Source organism: Polaribacter sp. M10, from assembly GCF_054968445.1.
In genome coordinates, this window is record NZ_JBSSBG010000001.1 from 609,874 (window position 1) to 629,050 (window position 19,177).

The 19,177-nt window shown below is 31.6% G+C and carries 12 protein-coding genes; all 12 read left to right on the forward strand.

From position 1 onward, the window contains the following. Positions 1-17: 17 nt before the first annotated feature. Positions 18-1,784 (forward strand): RagB/SusD family nutrient uptake outer membrane protein, encoded by a 1,767-nt coding sequence (locus tag ACWYN7_RS02615; protein ID WP_462858280.1) that lies wholly within the window; start codon positions 18-20, stop codon positions 1,782-1,784. A 33-nt stretch (positions 1,785-1,817) separates the two neighbouring features. Beyond that, on the forward strand, positions 1,818-4,895 hold the full coding sequence (locus tag ACWYN7_RS02620; RefSeq protein WP_462858281.1) for a SusC/RagA family TonB-linked outer membrane protein: 3,078 nt from the start codon (positions 1,818-1,820) through the stop codon (positions 4,893-4,895). Positions 4,896-4,905: 10 nt separating this feature from the next. After that, a complete protein-coding gene (locus tag ACWYN7_RS02625) occupies positions 4,906-6,606 on the forward strand; it encodes a RagB/SusD family nutrient uptake outer membrane protein (RefSeq protein ID WP_462858282.1) in 1,701 nt (566 codons plus the stop codon). 32 nt (positions 6,607-6,638) lie between these two features. Further along, positions 6,639-7,673 carry a DUF5627 domain-containing protein gene (locus ACWYN7_RS02630; RefSeq protein WP_459484245.1) on the forward strand — a complete coding sequence of 345 codons (1,035 nt, stop codon included), beginning with the start codon at positions 6,639-6,641 and terminating at the stop codon, positions 7,671-7,673. Positions 7,674-7,843: 170 nt separating this feature from the next. Beyond that, on the forward strand, positions 7,844-8,668 hold the full coding sequence (locus ACWYN7_RS02635; protein ID WP_462858283.1) for a 3-keto-disaccharide hydrolase: 825 nt from the start codon (positions 7,844-7,846) through the stop codon (positions 8,666-8,668). 11 nt (positions 8,669-8,679) lie between these two features. Beyond that, positions 8,680-10,158, forward strand: coding sequence for a sulfatase (locus ACWYN7_RS02640; protein WP_462858284.1), 1,479 nt, complete (start codon positions 8,680-8,682; stop codon positions 10,156-10,158). Positions 10,159-10,189: 31 nt separating this feature from the next. Continuing rightward, positions 10,190-12,007, forward strand: coding sequence for a glycoside hydrolase family 2 protein (locus tag ACWYN7_RS02645; protein ID WP_462858285.1), 1,818 nt, complete (start codon positions 10,190-10,192; stop codon positions 12,005-12,007). Further along, positions 12,007-13,524, forward strand: a complete 1,518-nt coding sequence (locus tag ACWYN7_RS02650; RefSeq protein ID WP_462858286.1) for a sulfatase — start codon at positions 12,007-12,009, stop codon at positions 13,522-13,524. The genes ACWYN7_RS02645 and ACWYN7_RS02650 overlap by 1 nt, the downstream gene beginning before the upstream one ends. A gap of 143 nt (positions 13,525-13,667) precedes the next feature. Next, positions 13,668-15,056 (forward strand): sulfatase family protein, encoded by a 1,389-nt coding sequence (locus ACWYN7_RS02655; RefSeq protein WP_462858287.1) that lies wholly within the window; start codon positions 13,668-13,670, stop codon positions 15,054-15,056. Further along, complete coding sequence (locus ACWYN7_RS02660; protein WP_462858288.1) at positions 15,053-16,567, forward strand: family 43 glycosylhydrolase; 1,515 nt, start codon at positions 15,053-15,055, stop codon at positions 16,565-16,567. The genes ACWYN7_RS02655 and ACWYN7_RS02660 overlap by 4 nt, the downstream gene beginning before the upstream one ends. Before the next feature lie 57 nt (positions 16,568-16,624). Further along, the gene (locus ACWYN7_RS02665; RefSeq protein ID WP_462858289.1) at positions 16,625-18,259 is read left to right on the forward strand and encodes a glycoside hydrolase family 43 protein; all 1,635 of its coding nucleotides are present in this window, start codon (positions 16,625-16,627) and stop codon (positions 18,257-18,259) included. Between the two features lie 9 nt (positions 18,260-18,268). Continuing rightward, the gene (locus tag ACWYN7_RS02670; protein ID WP_462858290.1) at positions 18,269-19,063 is read left to right on the forward strand and encodes a 3-keto-disaccharide hydrolase; all 795 of its coding nucleotides are present in this window, start codon (positions 18,269-18,271) and stop codon (positions 19,061-19,063) included. Positions 19,064-19,177: the final 114 nt, after the last annotated feature.

The following is a 19,177-nucleotide window of genomic DNA, read 5'->3' on the forward strand; positions in this document are numbered from 1 at the left end:
TAAAAAAAACACAGAAGATGAAGAATTTTAAAAAAATTATTTATTCATTACCAATTTTACTTTTTACATTGATTGGTTGTGAATCAGATTATTTAGAACGACCAGCGGAAACCGATATTTTTCCAGAAGATATTTATGGAAATTACCAAAATTTCCAAGGTTTTCAAGATAGAATGTACTCTTTTATTATTGATTATAATAGTGCTAAAATTACTGTTGGTCATAATTTTACAGGCGAAACAATTGCAAGACAAGGTTGGAATTCATCTCAAGCGGCATCTACAGGTAATTATTTAAGTTTAATTAACGGACGTTCTAATTTTAACGATTATGGAGGTAATCAAGGTAAATATGGAATCTATCAAGAAAGCTGGAGCGGAATTAGAATAGCAAATCTTTGCCTAGAAAACCTAGATCTATTAGTAGATGCGACAGATTTTGAAAAACAAGTTATAGAAGGACAAGCTTATTTCTTTAGAGCCTATTTTCATTGGGAATTAGTAAGAGCATTTGGTTCTATACCTTATATTGATAAAACATTATCTGCTGAAGATTTAGAATTGCCACGTTTTTGGGAATATAATGGTAAGTATGATTATCAAGCAGTTACAGAAAAAATTGTGGAGGATATGGACAAAGCAGCTGCATTATTACCAGAAGTTTGGCCAAACCCAAATTCAGAATATGGTAGAGCCACTAAAGGGGCCGCGCTATCTGTAAAAGCAAAAGCATTGTTATATGCAGGTAGCCCATTAATGAATCAATATTCTAGAAACTCACCAACTTTCGATAAAGATTATATGAGAAGAGCTGGTGAAGCTGCTGCAGAGGTTTTAAAATTAGCAGATAAAGGTGTTTATGAATTACAACCTTTTGAAAATATTCAAGATATGTTTGCTAGAACAGATGGTTCATTGCCAAACTCTCCTGAAACTATTTTTCAAAAGAATAAAAGGCAAGTAGGTGCTGGAGAAGTTACAACTTTTTTAGGTAGATTATATTTGCCTCACCAAGCATTATTTGGCGGAAATGGTATCACAGAAGCGGTTACTCAAAACTTTGTTGATTTGTATGAAATGGCAGATGGTACAAAATATAAGCCAGGCACTGCAGCAGAGGGTGGGTATGATGAAGATGATGCTAAAAGATGGAATGGAAGAGACCCAAGGTTTAGAAAAAATATTTATGTAGATGGAGATATGGCAGGAATTCATCCATTAACGGAATTACAAATGTACAATGGAGGTAGAACCTTAAATGGAGGTAATACAATGAGTCCATATATAGTTCATAAATTTTGGCCATTGGGAGTTAATAAAAGAGATGAGGGATGGAACAATTTTAGATACGTTACTCCTCATTTAAGATTAGCCGAAATATATTTAATTTATGCTGAGGCTGTTTTTGAAGCCACAGACGATGCAAACTCAACAGCATCTAACTACCCTATGTCTGCAGTAGATGCAGTAAATGTAGTTAGAAATAGAGCAGGTATGCCAAATGTAACAGCAAATCCTGTGGCTTATGGAGGAAGTTTTAGAGCGTTAGTTAGAAATGAAAGAGATATAGAGTTGGCTTTTGAAGGGCATAGATGGTATGATTTTAGAAGATGGAGAAAGTTCCCAGATCCAATTTTATATAAAATGACTTTTGATAAAGATTATACCTTTTTTAATAGAGAAGTTATACAGTCATTCATTTTTGAAGAGCGTAACTTTTGGATGCCTTTTCCAAGAAACTTAACTCTTCTCTACGAAGATTTTCCACAAAATCCAGGTTGGTAAACTATTTATTAATAAAGAAATCAAACTAAAGTAATGATTAAAAAGTTATATCATAAAATAATAATATTTGCTGCCATTTTACTGGTGTCAACTATAAATGCCCAAAATAAAGATAAATCTTTTGTGTCGGGTAAAGTAACAAGTACTGATGGACAAGTTATACAGAAGGTTAAGGTAAGTAGTAATTCTGGTAATATTGCCTATACAGATGAAAGCGGAGAGTTTACTATTTCTGTCAAAAAACTAACACACATCGTTGTAGAATCATCGGGTTATGCAACAAGAATAATTCCTGTAGATGATAAAAGCGTAAAGCTAGAGATTAAACTAGATAAAAATGAAGCTTTTATGGGAAAAGAAAACCTTGTTAACATTCCTTTTGGTAAATTAGAAAAAGGCAGGTTAGTTGGGTCAGTGGCAACAATAGATGTAGAACAACACCTAAAAGAAGATCAGCGTATAGGAATTGGTGCAGCTATCAGTGGTAAAGTAGGTGGTGTTTTTAATAATGCAGACATACTTGGTTTAGGTGGCGCTGTGTATGTAGTTGACGGAATCCCTAGAGATCCTAGTTTTGTAAATTTAACAGAAATTGAAGAAATTACTGTACTAAAAGATGCAGTTTCAAGAGTTTTATATGGTTCTGCCGCAGATAGAGGTGTAGTTTTAATAACTACCAAAAGAGGAAAGCCATTTCAAAGAAATTTTAAAGTACGTTCAGAGTTTGGAAGACTTTCTGCTCGCGAATTACCAGAGTATTTAAATGCAGCAGACTATATGCAGGCATTTAATCAGGCAAATATTAACGACGGTAAACCTATCCAATATTCACAAACAGATATTGATGCTACTCGTGCAGGAACCAACCCTCTTTTATATCCTGATAACGATTTATACAGTAGTACTTTTTTAAAAGATGCCATAAACTACGTAGATGTAAATTTAGAAGCTTCTGGTGGTACAGATAAAGCAAACTATTTTTTAAACATAGGGGTATCTAATAGAGAAGGTTGGATTAATTTAGGACAAAATGAGCAAACAAATAGAGTAAATATTAGAGCAAACTCAGACTATAAGTTGTCAGATAAATTAAGAGCTAGTTTTGATGTAGTTGGTGTATTTGATTTTTTCTCATCACCAGACGTTTTTCAAATTAACAATTTAGGAAACGGAGGTGATAACCTTTTTGATGTAACTGGAGATTTTTGGACTAGCATACAAAATACACTGCCAACAGTACCTTTACTTATTCCAATTGCAGACATAGCAGATCCTGCAAGTTATGCAAATGCAAACTTAGTTGACGGACAATTTTTACTCGCTGGTACCAATGAATTCCAAAGAAATATTTATGGAGATCTGTTACAAAGTGGTCGTAAAGACATTAATAGTAGATATTTACAATTAAATACAGGGTTAGATTGGGATTTAAGTACTGTTGCAGAGGGTTTAACAGCTACTGCTGATTTTACTTTTGATTTATTTAATAGAACAGTAGAAGTACAGAACAGAGATTATGCGGTTTATCAACCAGTATTTTTACAAGATATTAATGGTGTAGATAGTTTATCTGTAACCAAAATTGGTCTGGATGTACCTTCTAATTCAAGATCTGTAGTAGCAGATGAAGCTACTTTTAGTAGAAGATTTGGAGGTTTTGGTACATTAAATTATAAGAAAGATTGGAGTGATAGCAAATTAGATGTAACCGCACTTTTGTATGTAGACCAACTTTCATTACCTAGTGTTTTTGTAGAGCAAAGAAGTTTAAATTACGGAATAAGAGCTAATTATATGTACAAAAACAAATATTTAGCTGAGTTCGGTGGTCTTTTTGTAGGTTCAAGAAAATTTCCAACAGATAAAAACACTGCCTTTTCACCAACTTTTGGTTTAGGATGGATTATAAGTAAAGAAGATTATTTAAAAAATAATAAAAACATAAACTATTTAAAGCTAAGAGGAACAATAGGATTATTACAAAACGATAATTTTGAACAAAACTTTTTACATGAAACGTATTACAGCAGAGGTGGGTTTTTTAACTATTCAAACACAACAGGTAATAATGGTATAAGAAATGCAGAACTGAATATAGATAATATAGGTGTTAATGTAGGTTTTCAAAAAAGACTGGAGTATAACTTAGGTTTTGAAGGTCTTTTCTTTGATAACAAATTGTATTTAGAAGGAAGTTATTTTTATAGTAAATCATTTGACTTGATTACTAACCTAAATAACAGTACACCTAATTTATTGGGTTATACAATTACTGCTAATAATAATGCTTTTGTAGATCAAGGAGTAGAGTTTAATTTAAAATATAAAAGAAATTTATCTAAAGATGTAAACCTTACTTTATCAGCAAGTACAATTTATGCTATTGCAACAGTAGATCAAATAGATGAACCAATTTACCCTGCTGATTCACAATCAAGAGTTAGAACAGGTAGAAGCGCAAACGCAATTTTTGGTTATACTGCAGATGGTTTATATGGTGTAAGTGATTTTGATACAAATGGAGACTTGGTATCTGGTTTGCCAACACCAGTATTTGGAGCGGTACAACCAGGAGATATAAAATATATAGATATCAATAACGATGGTGTTATAGATGTTGATGATCAAAGTGTAATTGGCAATAACGCGCCAACATTACAATATAGTTTATCATTCAACTTAGAATATAAAAACTTTGAGTTTTTTATGTTAGGTATTGGTCAAAATGGAGATACAAACATTAGAAGCGGCTCTTATTTTAGAACTTCTGGTACCGATAAATATCCAGCACATACTTTACAAGCTTATGGGCCTAATAATCAAAATGTAAATGCACTTTATCCAAGGTTATCTTCTAACTTTAATAACAATAATTTTAGAACATCAACTTTTTGGACCTATGAAAATAATTTCTTTACAATACCTACAATGCAGCTATCATACAACTATGAACCAAAAGCAGGTAGTACAATTAAATCTTTTAGATTTTTTGTTAAAGGAAACAATTTAGTAGTGTTAAATAAAAACAAAGAGTTTAGCGATTTAAGATTTGGAGTTGGATCTAGCCCATTAACAAAAGGTTTTTCAGTAGGTCTTGTATCATCATTTTAAATAAATAACAATGAAAAAAAATATAAAATTTAAAATAGTATTCACTTTATTACTATCTAGTGTTATCATTTCTTGTGATAGTTATTTAGAGACTGATCCAGATAATAGATTAACAGAAGAACAGGTAATTACAGATCCAAGTCTTGCAGAAGGTTGGTTGTTAAAAGCCTATAAAGGGTTACCTACAAATTATAATTTTAATATTGATGTGGCAACAGATGATGCCAATACAAATAACTTTGGCTTAAACATCAATAATATGAATAGTGGAGGTTGGAGCGCAAATTCAAATCCAGTTTCTACTTGGAATCAATCTTATGAAATGCTTCTATATTTAAATAAATTTTTACAAAATGTAGATGCAATAGCTTGGTTTCCAAATGATGATGCAAAAGATACCGATTTTAGAAAACGAATAACAGCTGAAGCTAAGGGGTTAAGAGCTTGGTATAATTTTAACTTATTACAAGCGCATGCTGGAGAAGGTGAAAATGGAGAAATGTTAGGCTTCCCTATTGTAGATAAAGTTTTAACGGATCAAGATAATTTTGAATTACCTAGAAATACATTTAAAGAATGTGTAGATTTTATTTTACAAGATTGTAATGATGCCATTCAAGGTTTACCCGCAAGATATACAGGTAATGATCCTGTTGTTGGTGAAAGAAATTTAAATAGAATTAACGGTTTAGCTGTAGAATTAATAAAATCAAGAGTGGCTTTATATGCTGCAAGTCCTTCTTACCAAACTGCAAATGCTAGTAATTGGACAGAAGCAGCTACCTTTGCTGCTAATGTAATTACAAATAACGGAGGTTTAACTTTAAATGGTAACGACGTAACCTTTTATTTGGCAGGTAATGCAGCTCAACAGCCTCAAGATATTATTTGGGCATCAACAATTTTACCTAACGTTTCTGGTTGGGAAAATACAAACCTTCCACCATCTCTTTTTGGTCAAGGAAGAACAAACCCTACTCAAAACTTTGTAGATGCGTTTAGTATGGCAGATGGAACACCTATTGATCAATCCGCTACTTATGATGCTAACAACCCTTATGTTAATAGAGATCCACGATTAGAAAAATTTGTAATCTATAACTTAAGTACTTTTAGTGGTAACTTTATTAAAACATCACAAACATCATTGCCAGATTTAGAGATAGATGCAATAAATTCTGTAAGTAACTTTAAAACAACTACAGGATATTATCTGAAAAAGTTTATGAACCCTGCAGTTTCACTAGATCCATCAGGACAAACAGTTGGTGCACCACATTTTTATACCTACGCAAGAATGACTGAGGCATATTTAAATTTTGCTGAAGCAGCTAATGAAGCTGGTGGGCCAGATAACAATATTCAAGGGTATACTCCAAGAGATATTATAAACGCTATAAGAACAAGAGCAGGTATTTCTAGTACAGCATTTGTAGATGCAATTTCAAGCACTGCAGATATGCGTAAAGTAATTCAAAATGAACGAAGAATAGAATTATCTTTCGAAGGTCATCGCTTTTGGGATTTAAGAAGATGGGGGTTAACATCAACAATGTCTGAAAGTGTTGAAGGGGTAAACATTTCTGAAGATAACTTAACGTATAGTAAATTTGTAGTCGCACCAAGAAACTATCAAAGTTTTCAAATTTATGGACCTATACCACTTTCTGAAATTCAGAAATACAATTTAATTCAAAATAAAGGATGGTAAAACTAAATTCAAACAGTTTAAAAGTATATATAATGAAATACAAGTTAAAATATTTAGCATTATTCACATTAGTCTTTATGCTATCATGTACAAATCAAGAAAACGAGTTTGACGATTTTGATGTTCAAAATGTTTATTTTCCATTACAGTTTCCTGTAAGAACTGTAAATCTTATAGAAGATAGTAGAATAGATAACTCTATAGATTTAGAAAGAGCATTTAGTATAGGTGTTTCTATAGGAGGGCTTAGAAACAATACAAAAGACAGAGTAATAAATATCGCTCCAGCTCCAGAATTAGCAGACAATGCATTAATTGATGGGCGAACAGCTTTAGTAATGCCTTCTAACTATTACTCAATAGAATCTTCAAGCAGTATAACAATTCCAGCTGGTAGTTTTTCTGGTAAAATTAAGGTTGATTTAACAGACGCTTTTTTTGCAGATCCTCTAGCCTTAGAAGCTAACTATGTTATTCCTTTAAAAATAATTGATGGCAATTATAGTGTTTTAGACGGTACACCTTCAGCATCAGTTGCAGATCCAGATGTTAGAGTAACATCTGATTGGGAAGCAGGTAAAGCTCCAAAAAACTTTACAATGTTTGCTGTAAAATACATAAATAAATACGATGGCGTGTATTTATACAAAGGAGAAGATAATACTCTAGATGGGCCTAATGGAAATGTTGTAGGCACACCAACAATTTATAATGAAGCTTTTCTTGAAAAAAATGATGATACAGAGCTTACTACATTAACACTAAGCAAATCACTTACCAATAGAATGGGGCAAAATGTTGGTAATAATTTTCAGATGGAATTAACCATTGCTGATGATGGTTCTATTACTATTTCGCCAGTAACCGGAGCTAACTCTGTTACAGGTACTGGTCGTTTTGTAACCAAAGATGATGCTGATGCAGAATCTTGGGGAGGTCAGTCTCATAAAACAATGTTTTTAGAGTATGAATATGAAAACGGAGGTGTATTTCACAGAGTAAAAGACACTTTAGTTTATAGAAACGATAATACTGTTTTTGAAGAGTTTGATTTAACGATAAACTAAAATAGTATCTTACAATTTAGAATAAAATTATACCACTAGTTTTAATTATCTATATAATCAAGTATTTTTTAGATTATAATTTATCATGTTTATAAAGTCACTTAGTATAATTTTAAGTGGCTTTTTTTATAACTTTTTAATCCTAATAACCAACAAATTTTTAATGCCTTATGAAAATTTCGTTTAGTAAATTACTATTACTAGCAGCTATATTAATAAGTTTTTCTTGCGCTTCTGATAAAAACGAGGGCTATACCAATCTATACAATGGTAAAAACATGGATAATTGGAACATCATGTGTCGTGATAAAACAGAAGGTTTACCAGAACGTGTTTTTACAGCAGGAGAAAATGGAGAAATGCACGTTTTTAAAGATTTTCCAGATGAGTATGGATTTGAAAAAAACAAATCTGGTACACATTGTATGTTTTTTACCCATAAATCTTACAGCAGATACAGCTTTAAATTTGACTATAAATGGGGTGAAAAAAGGTTCAATAATTTCGATAGATTTCAATATGATGCTGGTCTATATTTTCATGTATTTGACTTAAAAATATGGCCACAGGGTATTGAGTATCAAGTAAGATACGATCACACAAAAGATAGAAATCATACAGGTGATATTTGGAACTCTGGCGCAAAATTTGACTGGACAGCAACAGCAAGTCCAGGAGAGCCAAATCTTAGAACATATTTATCAAAAGAAGATGGAGGAGTAGCTCAACCTCACAGAGGTGGAGAACACAAAGCCCACGCAAATGCTCCTTTTAATGCGCTAAATGACAAATGGAATGAATGTGAAGTAATTGTAATGAGTAATAAATATGCCATTTACAAATTAAATGGAAAAGTAGTAAATGTGATAACCAATTTAAGTCATTCAGAAGGGCCAATAGGTTTACAGGCAGAAACTGCAGAGGTTTTTTATAGAAATATTAAAATAAAAGAGTTCACAGAAGATTTGCCTATAGAGCAATTCCTGAAGGAATAAAACTAAATATTATGGTAAAGCAATTATTTTTATCGTTTGCAATACTAGTATTTTTTTCTTGCAATCAATCTACTAAAAACAAGGATAAATCAGTAGAAAATAATCAACCAAATGTTCTATTTATTATTGCTGATGATATGAATGGTTATGGTTTAAATAAACAAGACACATTAGTAAAATCACCTTATTTAGATAAGTTTAAAAGCCAAAGTATCAACTTTATAAATGCAGCTTGTAATACACCTGTTTGTAACCCTTCAAGAAGTTCTTTTTTTAGTGGTTTGCATCCTCACAATACTGGTGCTTATGTAAATGGTAGTGATGGTTGGAATCGTTCTAAAATCTTATCAACAATAAGAAACATACCAGAACATTTTAAAGATCAGGGTTACACAACTTGGGGTGCAGGTAAATTATATCACAATAAATTTACCAAAGAAAGAGAATCTTATATGTGGGACAATTATCCTGTCTATAAAGGTGGTTTTGGTCCTTTTCCAAAAAAAGAATTAAGATATAAAGGCAAACATTTTATGGGAGTTCAACCTTGGGAAAAAAAAGATACTGATTTTCCTGATGTTAAAAATGCTAATAGAGCAATTGAGTTTTTAAATAAAAAACACGAAAAACCTTTTTTAATGGTTTATGGTTTGTGGCGTCCACATTCACCTTACACAGCACCAAAACGTTTTTTTGATATGTATAATGAAACTGATTTTGATCTGCCAGAAGGATATAAAGAGGATGATTTTGATGATGTACCATATCTAGGACAAATGTTGGTAGATTCGTTAAATAACTTTAGAGGAAATAAAAAAGGATTATTAAAAACGTGGAAAAAATTTAGGTATGGTTATGCAGCTAATTACAGTTTTGCAGACTGGAATATAGGGCGTGTTGTAGAAGCTTTAGATAATAGTGATTATGCCAAAAACACCATAGTTGTTGTCATTTCTGATAACGGATTTAACAACGGAGAAAAATTGCGTTGGGGAAAATCTACCTTGTGGGAACAATCAGATTATGTGCCTTTTTTAATTCGTACCCCTCAAAAAAAGCAAGCAGAGAGCAAAGCTACAGTAAGCTTAATAGACATTTATCCAACATTGGTAGATTATTGTGGTATAACCAAACCATCACATTCTTTAGATGGTAATAGTTTAGTGCCTCTAATAAAAAATCCATATTTACAATGGAATAAACCATCTTTTACGTCTTATGGAGTAGAATATTCATCAGTTAGAAATGAAAGATACCGATATTTAAGATATCCTGATGGATCAGAAGAATTATATGACCATAATAATGATCCTTATGAATGGACAAATATTGCAGTAAAACTAGAAAATGAAACTATAAAAAAAGAGCTTTCTAAACATATTCCCAAAAAATGGGCACCATCGTTAGGTGGTCGGTTAGAAGTGCCAAAAGATTTAGATAAAGTGATGCGACCAAGTATGAAAAAAGCACCAGGACCAAATGGTTCGTAAACTATATTTAATAGTATTTAAAATTTATTTTATGAAGAAAAAAATCACTTTTTTAATATTTAGTTTTTGTTTGTTAATAATTACAGCTCAAAACAAAAAAGCTATAGATGGTACACACGTAAAACCAAATGAGCCTATAGTAACTCCTTGGGCAAAAGATGTAGATAAAAACAATCCTCTTCCAGAATATCCAAGACCTATAATGGTTAGAGAACGATGGAAAAACCTAAATGGAGTTTGGCAGTTTCAAGAAGCTCAATTAGGAGCTTCTGTACCTAAAAAATTAAAAGAAAAAATTACAGTTCCTTTTCCTTGGGAATCTCACTTATCAGGCATTAACAGACAATTAGATACTAAAAGAGCTTGGTATAAAAGAAGTTTTACCATCCCTAGTTCCTGGAACAAAGATGATGTTTTACTTCATTTTGGAGCGGTTGATTTTGAAGCCAAAGTTTTTATTAACAATCAATTTGTAGGAATCCACAAAGGAGGATATGATGCATTTTCGTTTAATATTACCAATTTTTTAAAATCTAAAAAAAACGAAGTAGTAGTTGAAGTTTATGACCCAGGAAATGATGAAGCCATAGCTTATGGTAAACAAAACAATTCCCGATTTTCAAATCCACAACGTTATGCTTATTCAGGTGCTTCTGGTATTTGGCAAACGGTTTGGTTAGAACCTGTTGCAAAACAACACGTTACTAATTTTAGTTTAATTCCTAATATAGATACAGAAACACTTTCGGCTACCGTTAATTATTCAGGTTTTAATAAAAATACCATTGCAGAAGTAAGCGTTTTTAACAATGGTGTTTTAGTATCTTCATCAGAAGGAACAGTAAATATCCCATTTACTATTGCTGTTCCAAATCCTAAATTGTGGTCTCCAGAAAATCCTTTTTTATATGATGTAATTATCAAATTAAAAGAAGGTGATACTATTTTAGATGAAGTAAAATCATATACAGGAATGCGTAAAATTTCTATTGAAAATGAAGGAAATCTAAAGAAAATATATGTAAACAATAAGTTTCTGTTTCAAATGGGGCCTTTAGATCAAGGATATTGGCCAGATGGAATTTATACAGCTCCTACAGATGAAGCCTTAAAATGGGATGTGGAAATGACCAAAGAATGGGGTTTTAATATGATACGTAAACATATTAAAATTGAGCCACAACGTTGGTACTATTGGTGTGATAAATTAGGGATTTTAGTTTGGCAAGATATGCCAAGTACTTTTGGGAAACGAACGGAATCTGAGAAAATTCAGTTTGAAAGTGAACTATCAAAAATGGTTACAAACAATAGTAATCATCCTTCAATTATTGTTTGGGTGGTGTTTAATGAACACTGGGGTTTGTATGATGTAGAGCGTTTAACAGAAAACGTAATGGCACAAGATCCATCACGTTTGGTAATCGGAAATAGTGGTATTGATGCAGGCAAACCAGATATTGATTATGAAGTAGGGCATATTAAAGACAACCACTCTTATCGTCCACCATCAGTTCCTTTTGCATCCAATAAACGAGCTGTGGTAAATGGAGAATATGGTGCTATTGGATATAAAATTAAAAATCATATTTGGGATTTAGATGGTCCTTGGGTTCACCATAATTATAAAGACAAAGAAGCTGCAACAAAAGAATACGAACGTTTTATAAAAATGATAGTTGAAGATTTTCAAAAAGAAGGATTAAGTGCATCTGTATATACACAATGGACGGATGTAGAAAACGAAATGAACGGACTTTATACTTATGATAGAAAAGTAATTAAGTTAGATAAAAAACGGGTAACTGAAGCAAATAAATCAACCTACATAAAAAAGAAAAGTAAGTAATGAGAAAAGTTAGTTTTTTTATTTTCTTTTTAACGATTTTTAGTTCTTACGGACAATCTGAAAAAGAAGAAGCATCAAAAAAGAAAAAACCAAATATTGTAATGATTTTGGTTGATGATTTAAAGCCAGCATTAGGTGTTTATGGTGATAAAACTGCAATAAGTCCTAATATAGACAAACTCGCAAAAATGGGTATGCGTTTTAATCTAGCCTATGCTAATCAAGCTGTTTGTGCCCCTTCAAGATACAACCTAATGTTAGGATCACGTTCTACAAGTACTGGTTTTTATTTTTTTGGTAACGATTTTAGAAAATCGTATCCAAACGCTGTTACATTGCCTCAATACTTTAAAAATGCTGGTTATCATACAGAATCTATGGGTAAGGTTTATCATATTGGTCATGGTAATGATAATGATATAGCTTCTTGGAGTGTTCCACATCATGAAGATAAAGTGATAGAATATGTAGATCCAAAAAGTACAGATAGAAAACTAACTAGAGAAGAAGTTTTTTTTCAAAATACTAGGAAGTATTATAAAAATGTTCCAAAAATGAAAGATATTCCTAGAGGTGCTGCTTGGGAAAATCCTGATGTTTTAGATGGTGCTTATGCAGATGCAAGAGTTGCAAATCATGCTATAAATAGGTTGCGAATTTTAAATGATACTAAAAATAAACCTTTCTTTTTAGCAGTTGGTTTTGCACGTCCACATTTACCTTTTTCTGTACCAAAAAAATATTGGGATTTATATAATCCTGATAAATTACCAATGCCAGAATTTGAAAAAGATCCAGAAGGGACACCTAAATTTGCCATAAAAAGAAAAATGGAGTTAACCAACTTTAAGCCTATACCAAATACAACAGGAGTCTTAAATAAAGAACTAAAAACAAAACTAATTCATGGATATTATGCAAGTGTTAGTTATATGGATGCACAAGTTGGGAAAGTAATTGAGGAATTAGAAAGATTAAATATTTTAGAGAATACAATAATTGTACTTTGGGGCGATCATGGTTGGCACTTAGGCGATCATGGCTCTTGGACTAAACATTCAAATTTTGAGCAAGCAACAAGAATACCTCTACTTTTTGCAGGAAAAGGAATCGCTACAAATTCCCAAACTAATCAATTGGCAGAAACTGTAGACGTGTATCCAACATTGGTAGAATTAGCAAGTTTACCAAAACCAAAAACTTCACAACCCTTTGACGGCGTTAGTTTAGCACCAGTTTTAAAAGGATATACAAAATCAGTTGATAATCATGTATATCATTCTTTTCCAAAAAGAGGTGGAAAATTAATAGGTCAAGCAATTAGAACAGAAAGGTATCGAATGGTAAGATGGACTAATATCGTTGATAAAAATACGCAACCTATTTATGAATTATATGATTATAAGGAGGATTCTTTAGAAACAAAAAATCACGCGAATTTTAAACCAGAAATAGTAGAGAAATTAGAGCGAATTTTGAATGACTATCCACAACCAATGGTTCCTAACAGAAAATAAATACACTGAGTAATTTTTTGTAAAGATTTTTCTTAAAAACAAAATAGATAGAAATTAAAGCCACACAATAATCTTTTTAAAATTATTTATAATCAGCATTGATTGCATTACTAATGAAAAAATCATTTTTCTTACTTATTAGTTTGACATTTTTATACTCTTGTAGTAGAGATGTAGAACACAAAAAGCCTAATATCATTTTAATTTTTATTGATGATATGGGATGGGCAGATTTATCTTGTTTTGGTAATAAAGATGCAAAAACACCTAATATTGATAAATTAGCTTCAGAAGGAATTAGTTTTGAACAGTTTTATGTAAACTCTCCCATTTGTTCACCATCTAGAGTAGCTATTTCAACAGGTACTTATCCTCAACGTTGGAATATTACTTCGTATTTAGCACATCAAAAAAAGAATGAAAAACGTTCTATGGCGAATTGGCTAGATACTTCAGCCCCTATGTTAGCGCGTAGTCTTAATAATTCAGGATATACAACAGGTCATTTTGGAAAATGGCATATGGGAGGACAAAGAGATGTTGACAATGCCCCATACATTACTGAATATGGTTTTGATGAATCGTTAACCAATTTCGAAGGAATGGGAGCAAAATTACTACCACTAACCCAAGACGAAACAGGAAAAGTTGATTCTATTTGGAAAGGAGCGCAAAGACTTGGTAAACCTTATTATTGGAAACAACGTTCAGAAATAACTACGGGTTTTATAGACGCTGCGATTTCATTTATGGATGAAGCCGTTGAGAGTAAAAAACCTTTTTATGTTAACGTTTGGCCCGATGATGTTCACAGTCCATTTTGGCCATCATTTAAAGAATATGGTATTGCTAAAAAAGAAGGTAAGCGAGGCTTGTATCTAGCTGTTTTAGGGGAAATGGATAAACAATTTGGGAAACTTTTTGAGTATGTACAAAATCATGAGAAATTACGCGATAATACTCTTATCGTATTTTGTTCGGATAATGGACCAGAAAAAGGAGCTGGTAGAGCAGGAGAGTTAAAAGGTTACAAAACTCAGCTTTATGAAGGAGGAGTTCGTTCATCACTTATTGTTTGGGGACCTAATTTTGTCAATAAAGATGCACAAGGTACTAGAAATAGAAATTCAGTTTTTTCAGCGATTGATTTAAAACCTTCACTATTAGATTTTGCCAACATCAAAGAATCTAAAAACATCATTACAGATGGAGAAAATCTGATTGGAACAATTTTAGGAGAAGAAAAATCATCCAGAATGGCACCAATTTTTTTTAGTCGTCCACCAGACAGAAAAAACTATTATGGTTATAATAATCTACCTGATTTAGCGATGCGTCATAAAAATTGGAAACTACTTTGTAATTACAATGGGAGTAATCCGCAGCTTTATAATATAGTTAGCGATCCTGGTGAAACACAGAATATAGCGCATAAAAATACAGACTTAGTAAATAAAATGACACAACAAGTAGTTGATTGGTATAAATCAATGCCTGTTTTAAAACAAATACCACAATCCAACAATAAATGAAAAAGGTTTATTTTTTAATTCTTCTCTACACAGTAATTAGTTTTCCAATTTTTAGCCAAGGTGCTAATGTACATGGTGATTTTCCAGATCCTTCCATAATTAAATATGGTGATTATTTTTATGCTACAGCCACAAGCTCAAATTGGGCTCCAGGATTTCCAATATTAAAATCAAAAGACATGAAAAATTGGGAATGGATAACAAACGTTTTTCCCAATAAGCCAAATTGGATTAATAACTCTTATTGGGCACCAGAAATAACTACTGAAAATGATAAAGTGTATATTTATTATACCGCAAGAAAAAAGTCTTCTGTTTTATGCGTAGGAGTAGCAAGTGCAGATAATCCAGAAGGCCCATATACAGATCATGGTCCATTAGTTTGCGAACCTATAGTTGGTTCTATTGATGGGTTTGCAATTCGAGATAAAAACAATAAGCTTTATTTAATTTGGAAAACTGATGGAAATAGCAAAGGCCAACCTACACCATTTTGGGCACAAGAAATGAATGAAGAACGTACTCAACTTTTGGGTAAACCAATTGAGTTATTTCGTAACGATTTAGAATGGGAAGGGAATTTGATAGAAGGTGAAGCCATTGTGAAACATGGAAACTATTACTATTGCTTTTATTCAGCGAATGGGTGTTGTGGAAAAAAGTGTTCTTATACAACTGGAGTAGCCAGAGCTAAAGACCTTTTTGGACCTTGGGAAAAAGATCCTAACAATCCAATTTTACAAGATGAAGAAAATTGGAAATGTCAAGGTCATGGAACCCCAATAAAAGTTGGAGATAAAAACTACTTTCTATATCACGCTTACAGTCTAGAAACTGGAGTTTTTACCGGTCGTCAAGGTATTTTAAGAGAGTATGCAGTAAATAATGACGATTGGATAGATTTTTTACCAAATTATATAGAATCTGATTTAGGAACAAAAAATAGTAAGGGTTCAATAGTTTATTTTGAAGACGATTTTTCAGGAAATAGAATGAAACCATCTTGGAATTGGAGCATTTACAGCGAACCAATTTTAAAACAAAAAAGAAGTAAACTGATAGTTTCAGGTAATGCAAATCAAAAACCTGTTTTGCTAGGTCAAAAAATATACTCAAAAAATTATCAAGCTACTACAATAGTACATAGAAAAAGTACTGCATTATCTGGAATTTCGCTAATTGGGGACGAAAGTAAAAATATCAGTTTAGTGTTTAAAAAAGACGCTGTTTGGATTAACTTTAAAAATAAGAAAGAACAAAAAATATTACATAAAACTTTATTGAATGAAAAAGTAAAAAATATTCACTTAAGAGTTGTTGTTAAAAACAATATCAATGCCACCTTTTTGTACAGTACAAATGGAAAAAATTTTATTCCTATAAATAAAAAACCAATTGATTGTAGCTTTTTACCACCTTGGGATAGAGCTTTACGTGTTGGGTTATATAGTAATGGAAAAGAACGAGATAAATCAGTATTTAATTGTTTTTCTTTAAAATCAGTTCATTAATAAGTATCAGTTTTTAACTGTTTTATCTAAACTCAAAGTATAATTAAATTTTACAAAATGAGAAATATTGTATTAGGTTTTGTAACTTTTTTGTTGTTGCATTATTTTTATGCACAAGAGGCTCCAAAAACATTTCAAAACCCTGTAATTTCTGGCTTTCATCCAGATCCATCAATTACAAGAGTAGGTGAAGATTATTATTTGGTAAACTCCTCTTTTAATATGTTTCCTGGTATTCCAATTTTCCACAGCAAAGACTTAGTAAATTGGAAACAAATTGGACATGTACTCACAAGAAAAGAGCAACTAAATATGAAAACGCCAAGTAATGGAGGTGGCATTTGGGCGCCAACAATTCGTTATAAAGATGGTTTATTTTACGTAATTGTAACTTGTAAACAATGTATAAACACATGTAATTGTGGTGATAATTTTTATGTAGCTGCAAAAAATCCAGAAGGACCTTGGTCTAATCCTATTTGGGTAGATAAATCCTATGGAATTGATCCTACAATTTTTTGGGATGATGATGGAAAAACCTACTACATAGGGTCTACTCACGCTTTAGAAGGGGGAAGAGAATGGCCTTCTCAAGATAAAATTTACATCAGCGAGATAGATTTAAAAACGGGAAAAATACTAACAGATCCCATTGTATTAACATCAGGTCATGCAACCAATGCAAAGTTTGCAGAAGGCCCTCACATTTATAAAATTAAAGGAATATATTTATTAATGATCTCTGAAGGTGGCACTTGGAACAATCACGCAATTACCACTTTTACAGCAAATAAAGTTACAGGACCTTACACACCGACACAAATAAATCCTGTGTTAACGCACAGGCATTTTGGTAAAGATTTTCCAATAACCACAGTTGGTCACTCAGATTTAGTAAAAACTCAAAATGGAGAATGGTGGTCTGTGATGTTAGGCTGTAGGCCCATTAATGGTAAGTATTATTTAGGTCGTGAAACTTTTTTAACTCCGGTTACATTTGAAGGAACAACACCCATATTTAATAAAGGAAAAGGGCAAGTTTTGCTAGAAGATAAAAGACCAAATTTACCATGGCATCCGTTTAAAAAAGAAACAAAAGATGATTTTAATACGGATAAATTAGCTTTTGATTGGAATTTTATTAGAACGCCACAAGAAAAATGGTACAAATTAAAAAATGGTGTCCTTGAAATAAAGACAAGACCAGAAAAAATAACAGATAGGAAGAATCCTTCAGTAATTGCGCGCAGATTAAAATATTTAAAAAGTCAAGCAACTACCAAATTTAACTTTACAACTAGAAAAACGAATGAAGTTGCAGGTTTGGTAACTTTTCAGAACAAAAATTATCAATATCAATTATTAAAAACTAAAGACAGTATAAAGCTATTTAAAGTGTATAACAAAAACCGAAAAAAGCAAACAATTACTCAATTAGCTTCTGTAGCTTATAAAAAAGATGTTGTTATCATGAGAATGATTAATCTTGGTATGACTCTTCAATTCTTTTATGGTGATGATGAAAACAATTTACATCAAATAGGAAAAGATCAAGAAGCATCTGTACTTACCTCAAAAGTAGCTGGGGGATTTATAGGGGCTTATGTGGGTATGTATACAAGTAGTCAAGGAAAAAAATCAAAAAATAAAGCAATTTTTGATTGGTTTAAATATAATTATTTAAAAGAATAAAATATTAAAATGAAAAATAGTTTTTTAATAATAGTTGTGATATTCACTTTAGCCTGTAAAAAAGAAAAAGAAGAGATTGTTGGTAAATCTAAATCAAATCCTCCTAAAGGATGGATAGCACTTTTTAATGGTAAAAATTTAGATAATTGGTCTTTTTTTACAAGAGATACAACATATCAAGGAACAATTAATGATATTTTTAAAGTTAAAAATGGTATTATTCATGTATATCCAACACAAAAACATAATTCTACACAAACTTTTGCAGGGATAATTACAAAGAAAAAGTATAAAAATTACTCTTTGCAATTAGAATATAAATGGGGTGAAAATAAGTTTGCTCCAAGAAACAATTTTGTAAGAGATGCAGGTGTTTTATTTCATGTTTTTGGCAATAATATTATATGGCCAAATAGTGTAGAATGTCAAATTCAAGAAGGAGATACAGGAGATGTTTGGGCTATAAATACTCAAGTCTCATCAAAAGTAAACAGTGTCATTAGAAATTATAGTAAGAAAGGAGATACTATAACAAGAGGAGGTTATGGAAAAGGGAAATTTAATAGATTTCATAGAGGATATGATTGGGAAAAACCACATGGCCAATGGAATTTTTTAGAAATAGAAGTTATTGAAGATAATGCACTATTTAAACTAAATGGGAAGGTTGTTAATGAGGCTATAAATATGAAACGTTGGGATACTGAATTAAAAAAAATGATTCCATTAATAGAGGGTAAAATATTACTTCAAGCAGAAGGAGCAGAGTTGTATTATAAAAATGTTTTTTTAAAGGAATATTAGATAGGTACTAAACCAAAAAGTGTGTAAGTAAAGTTATTTCTGAAATTTTTCTAGAGCAATATTTCAATTGCTCAATGAGGAAAAATTTCGGAAATAACTTTACGATAAAATAAT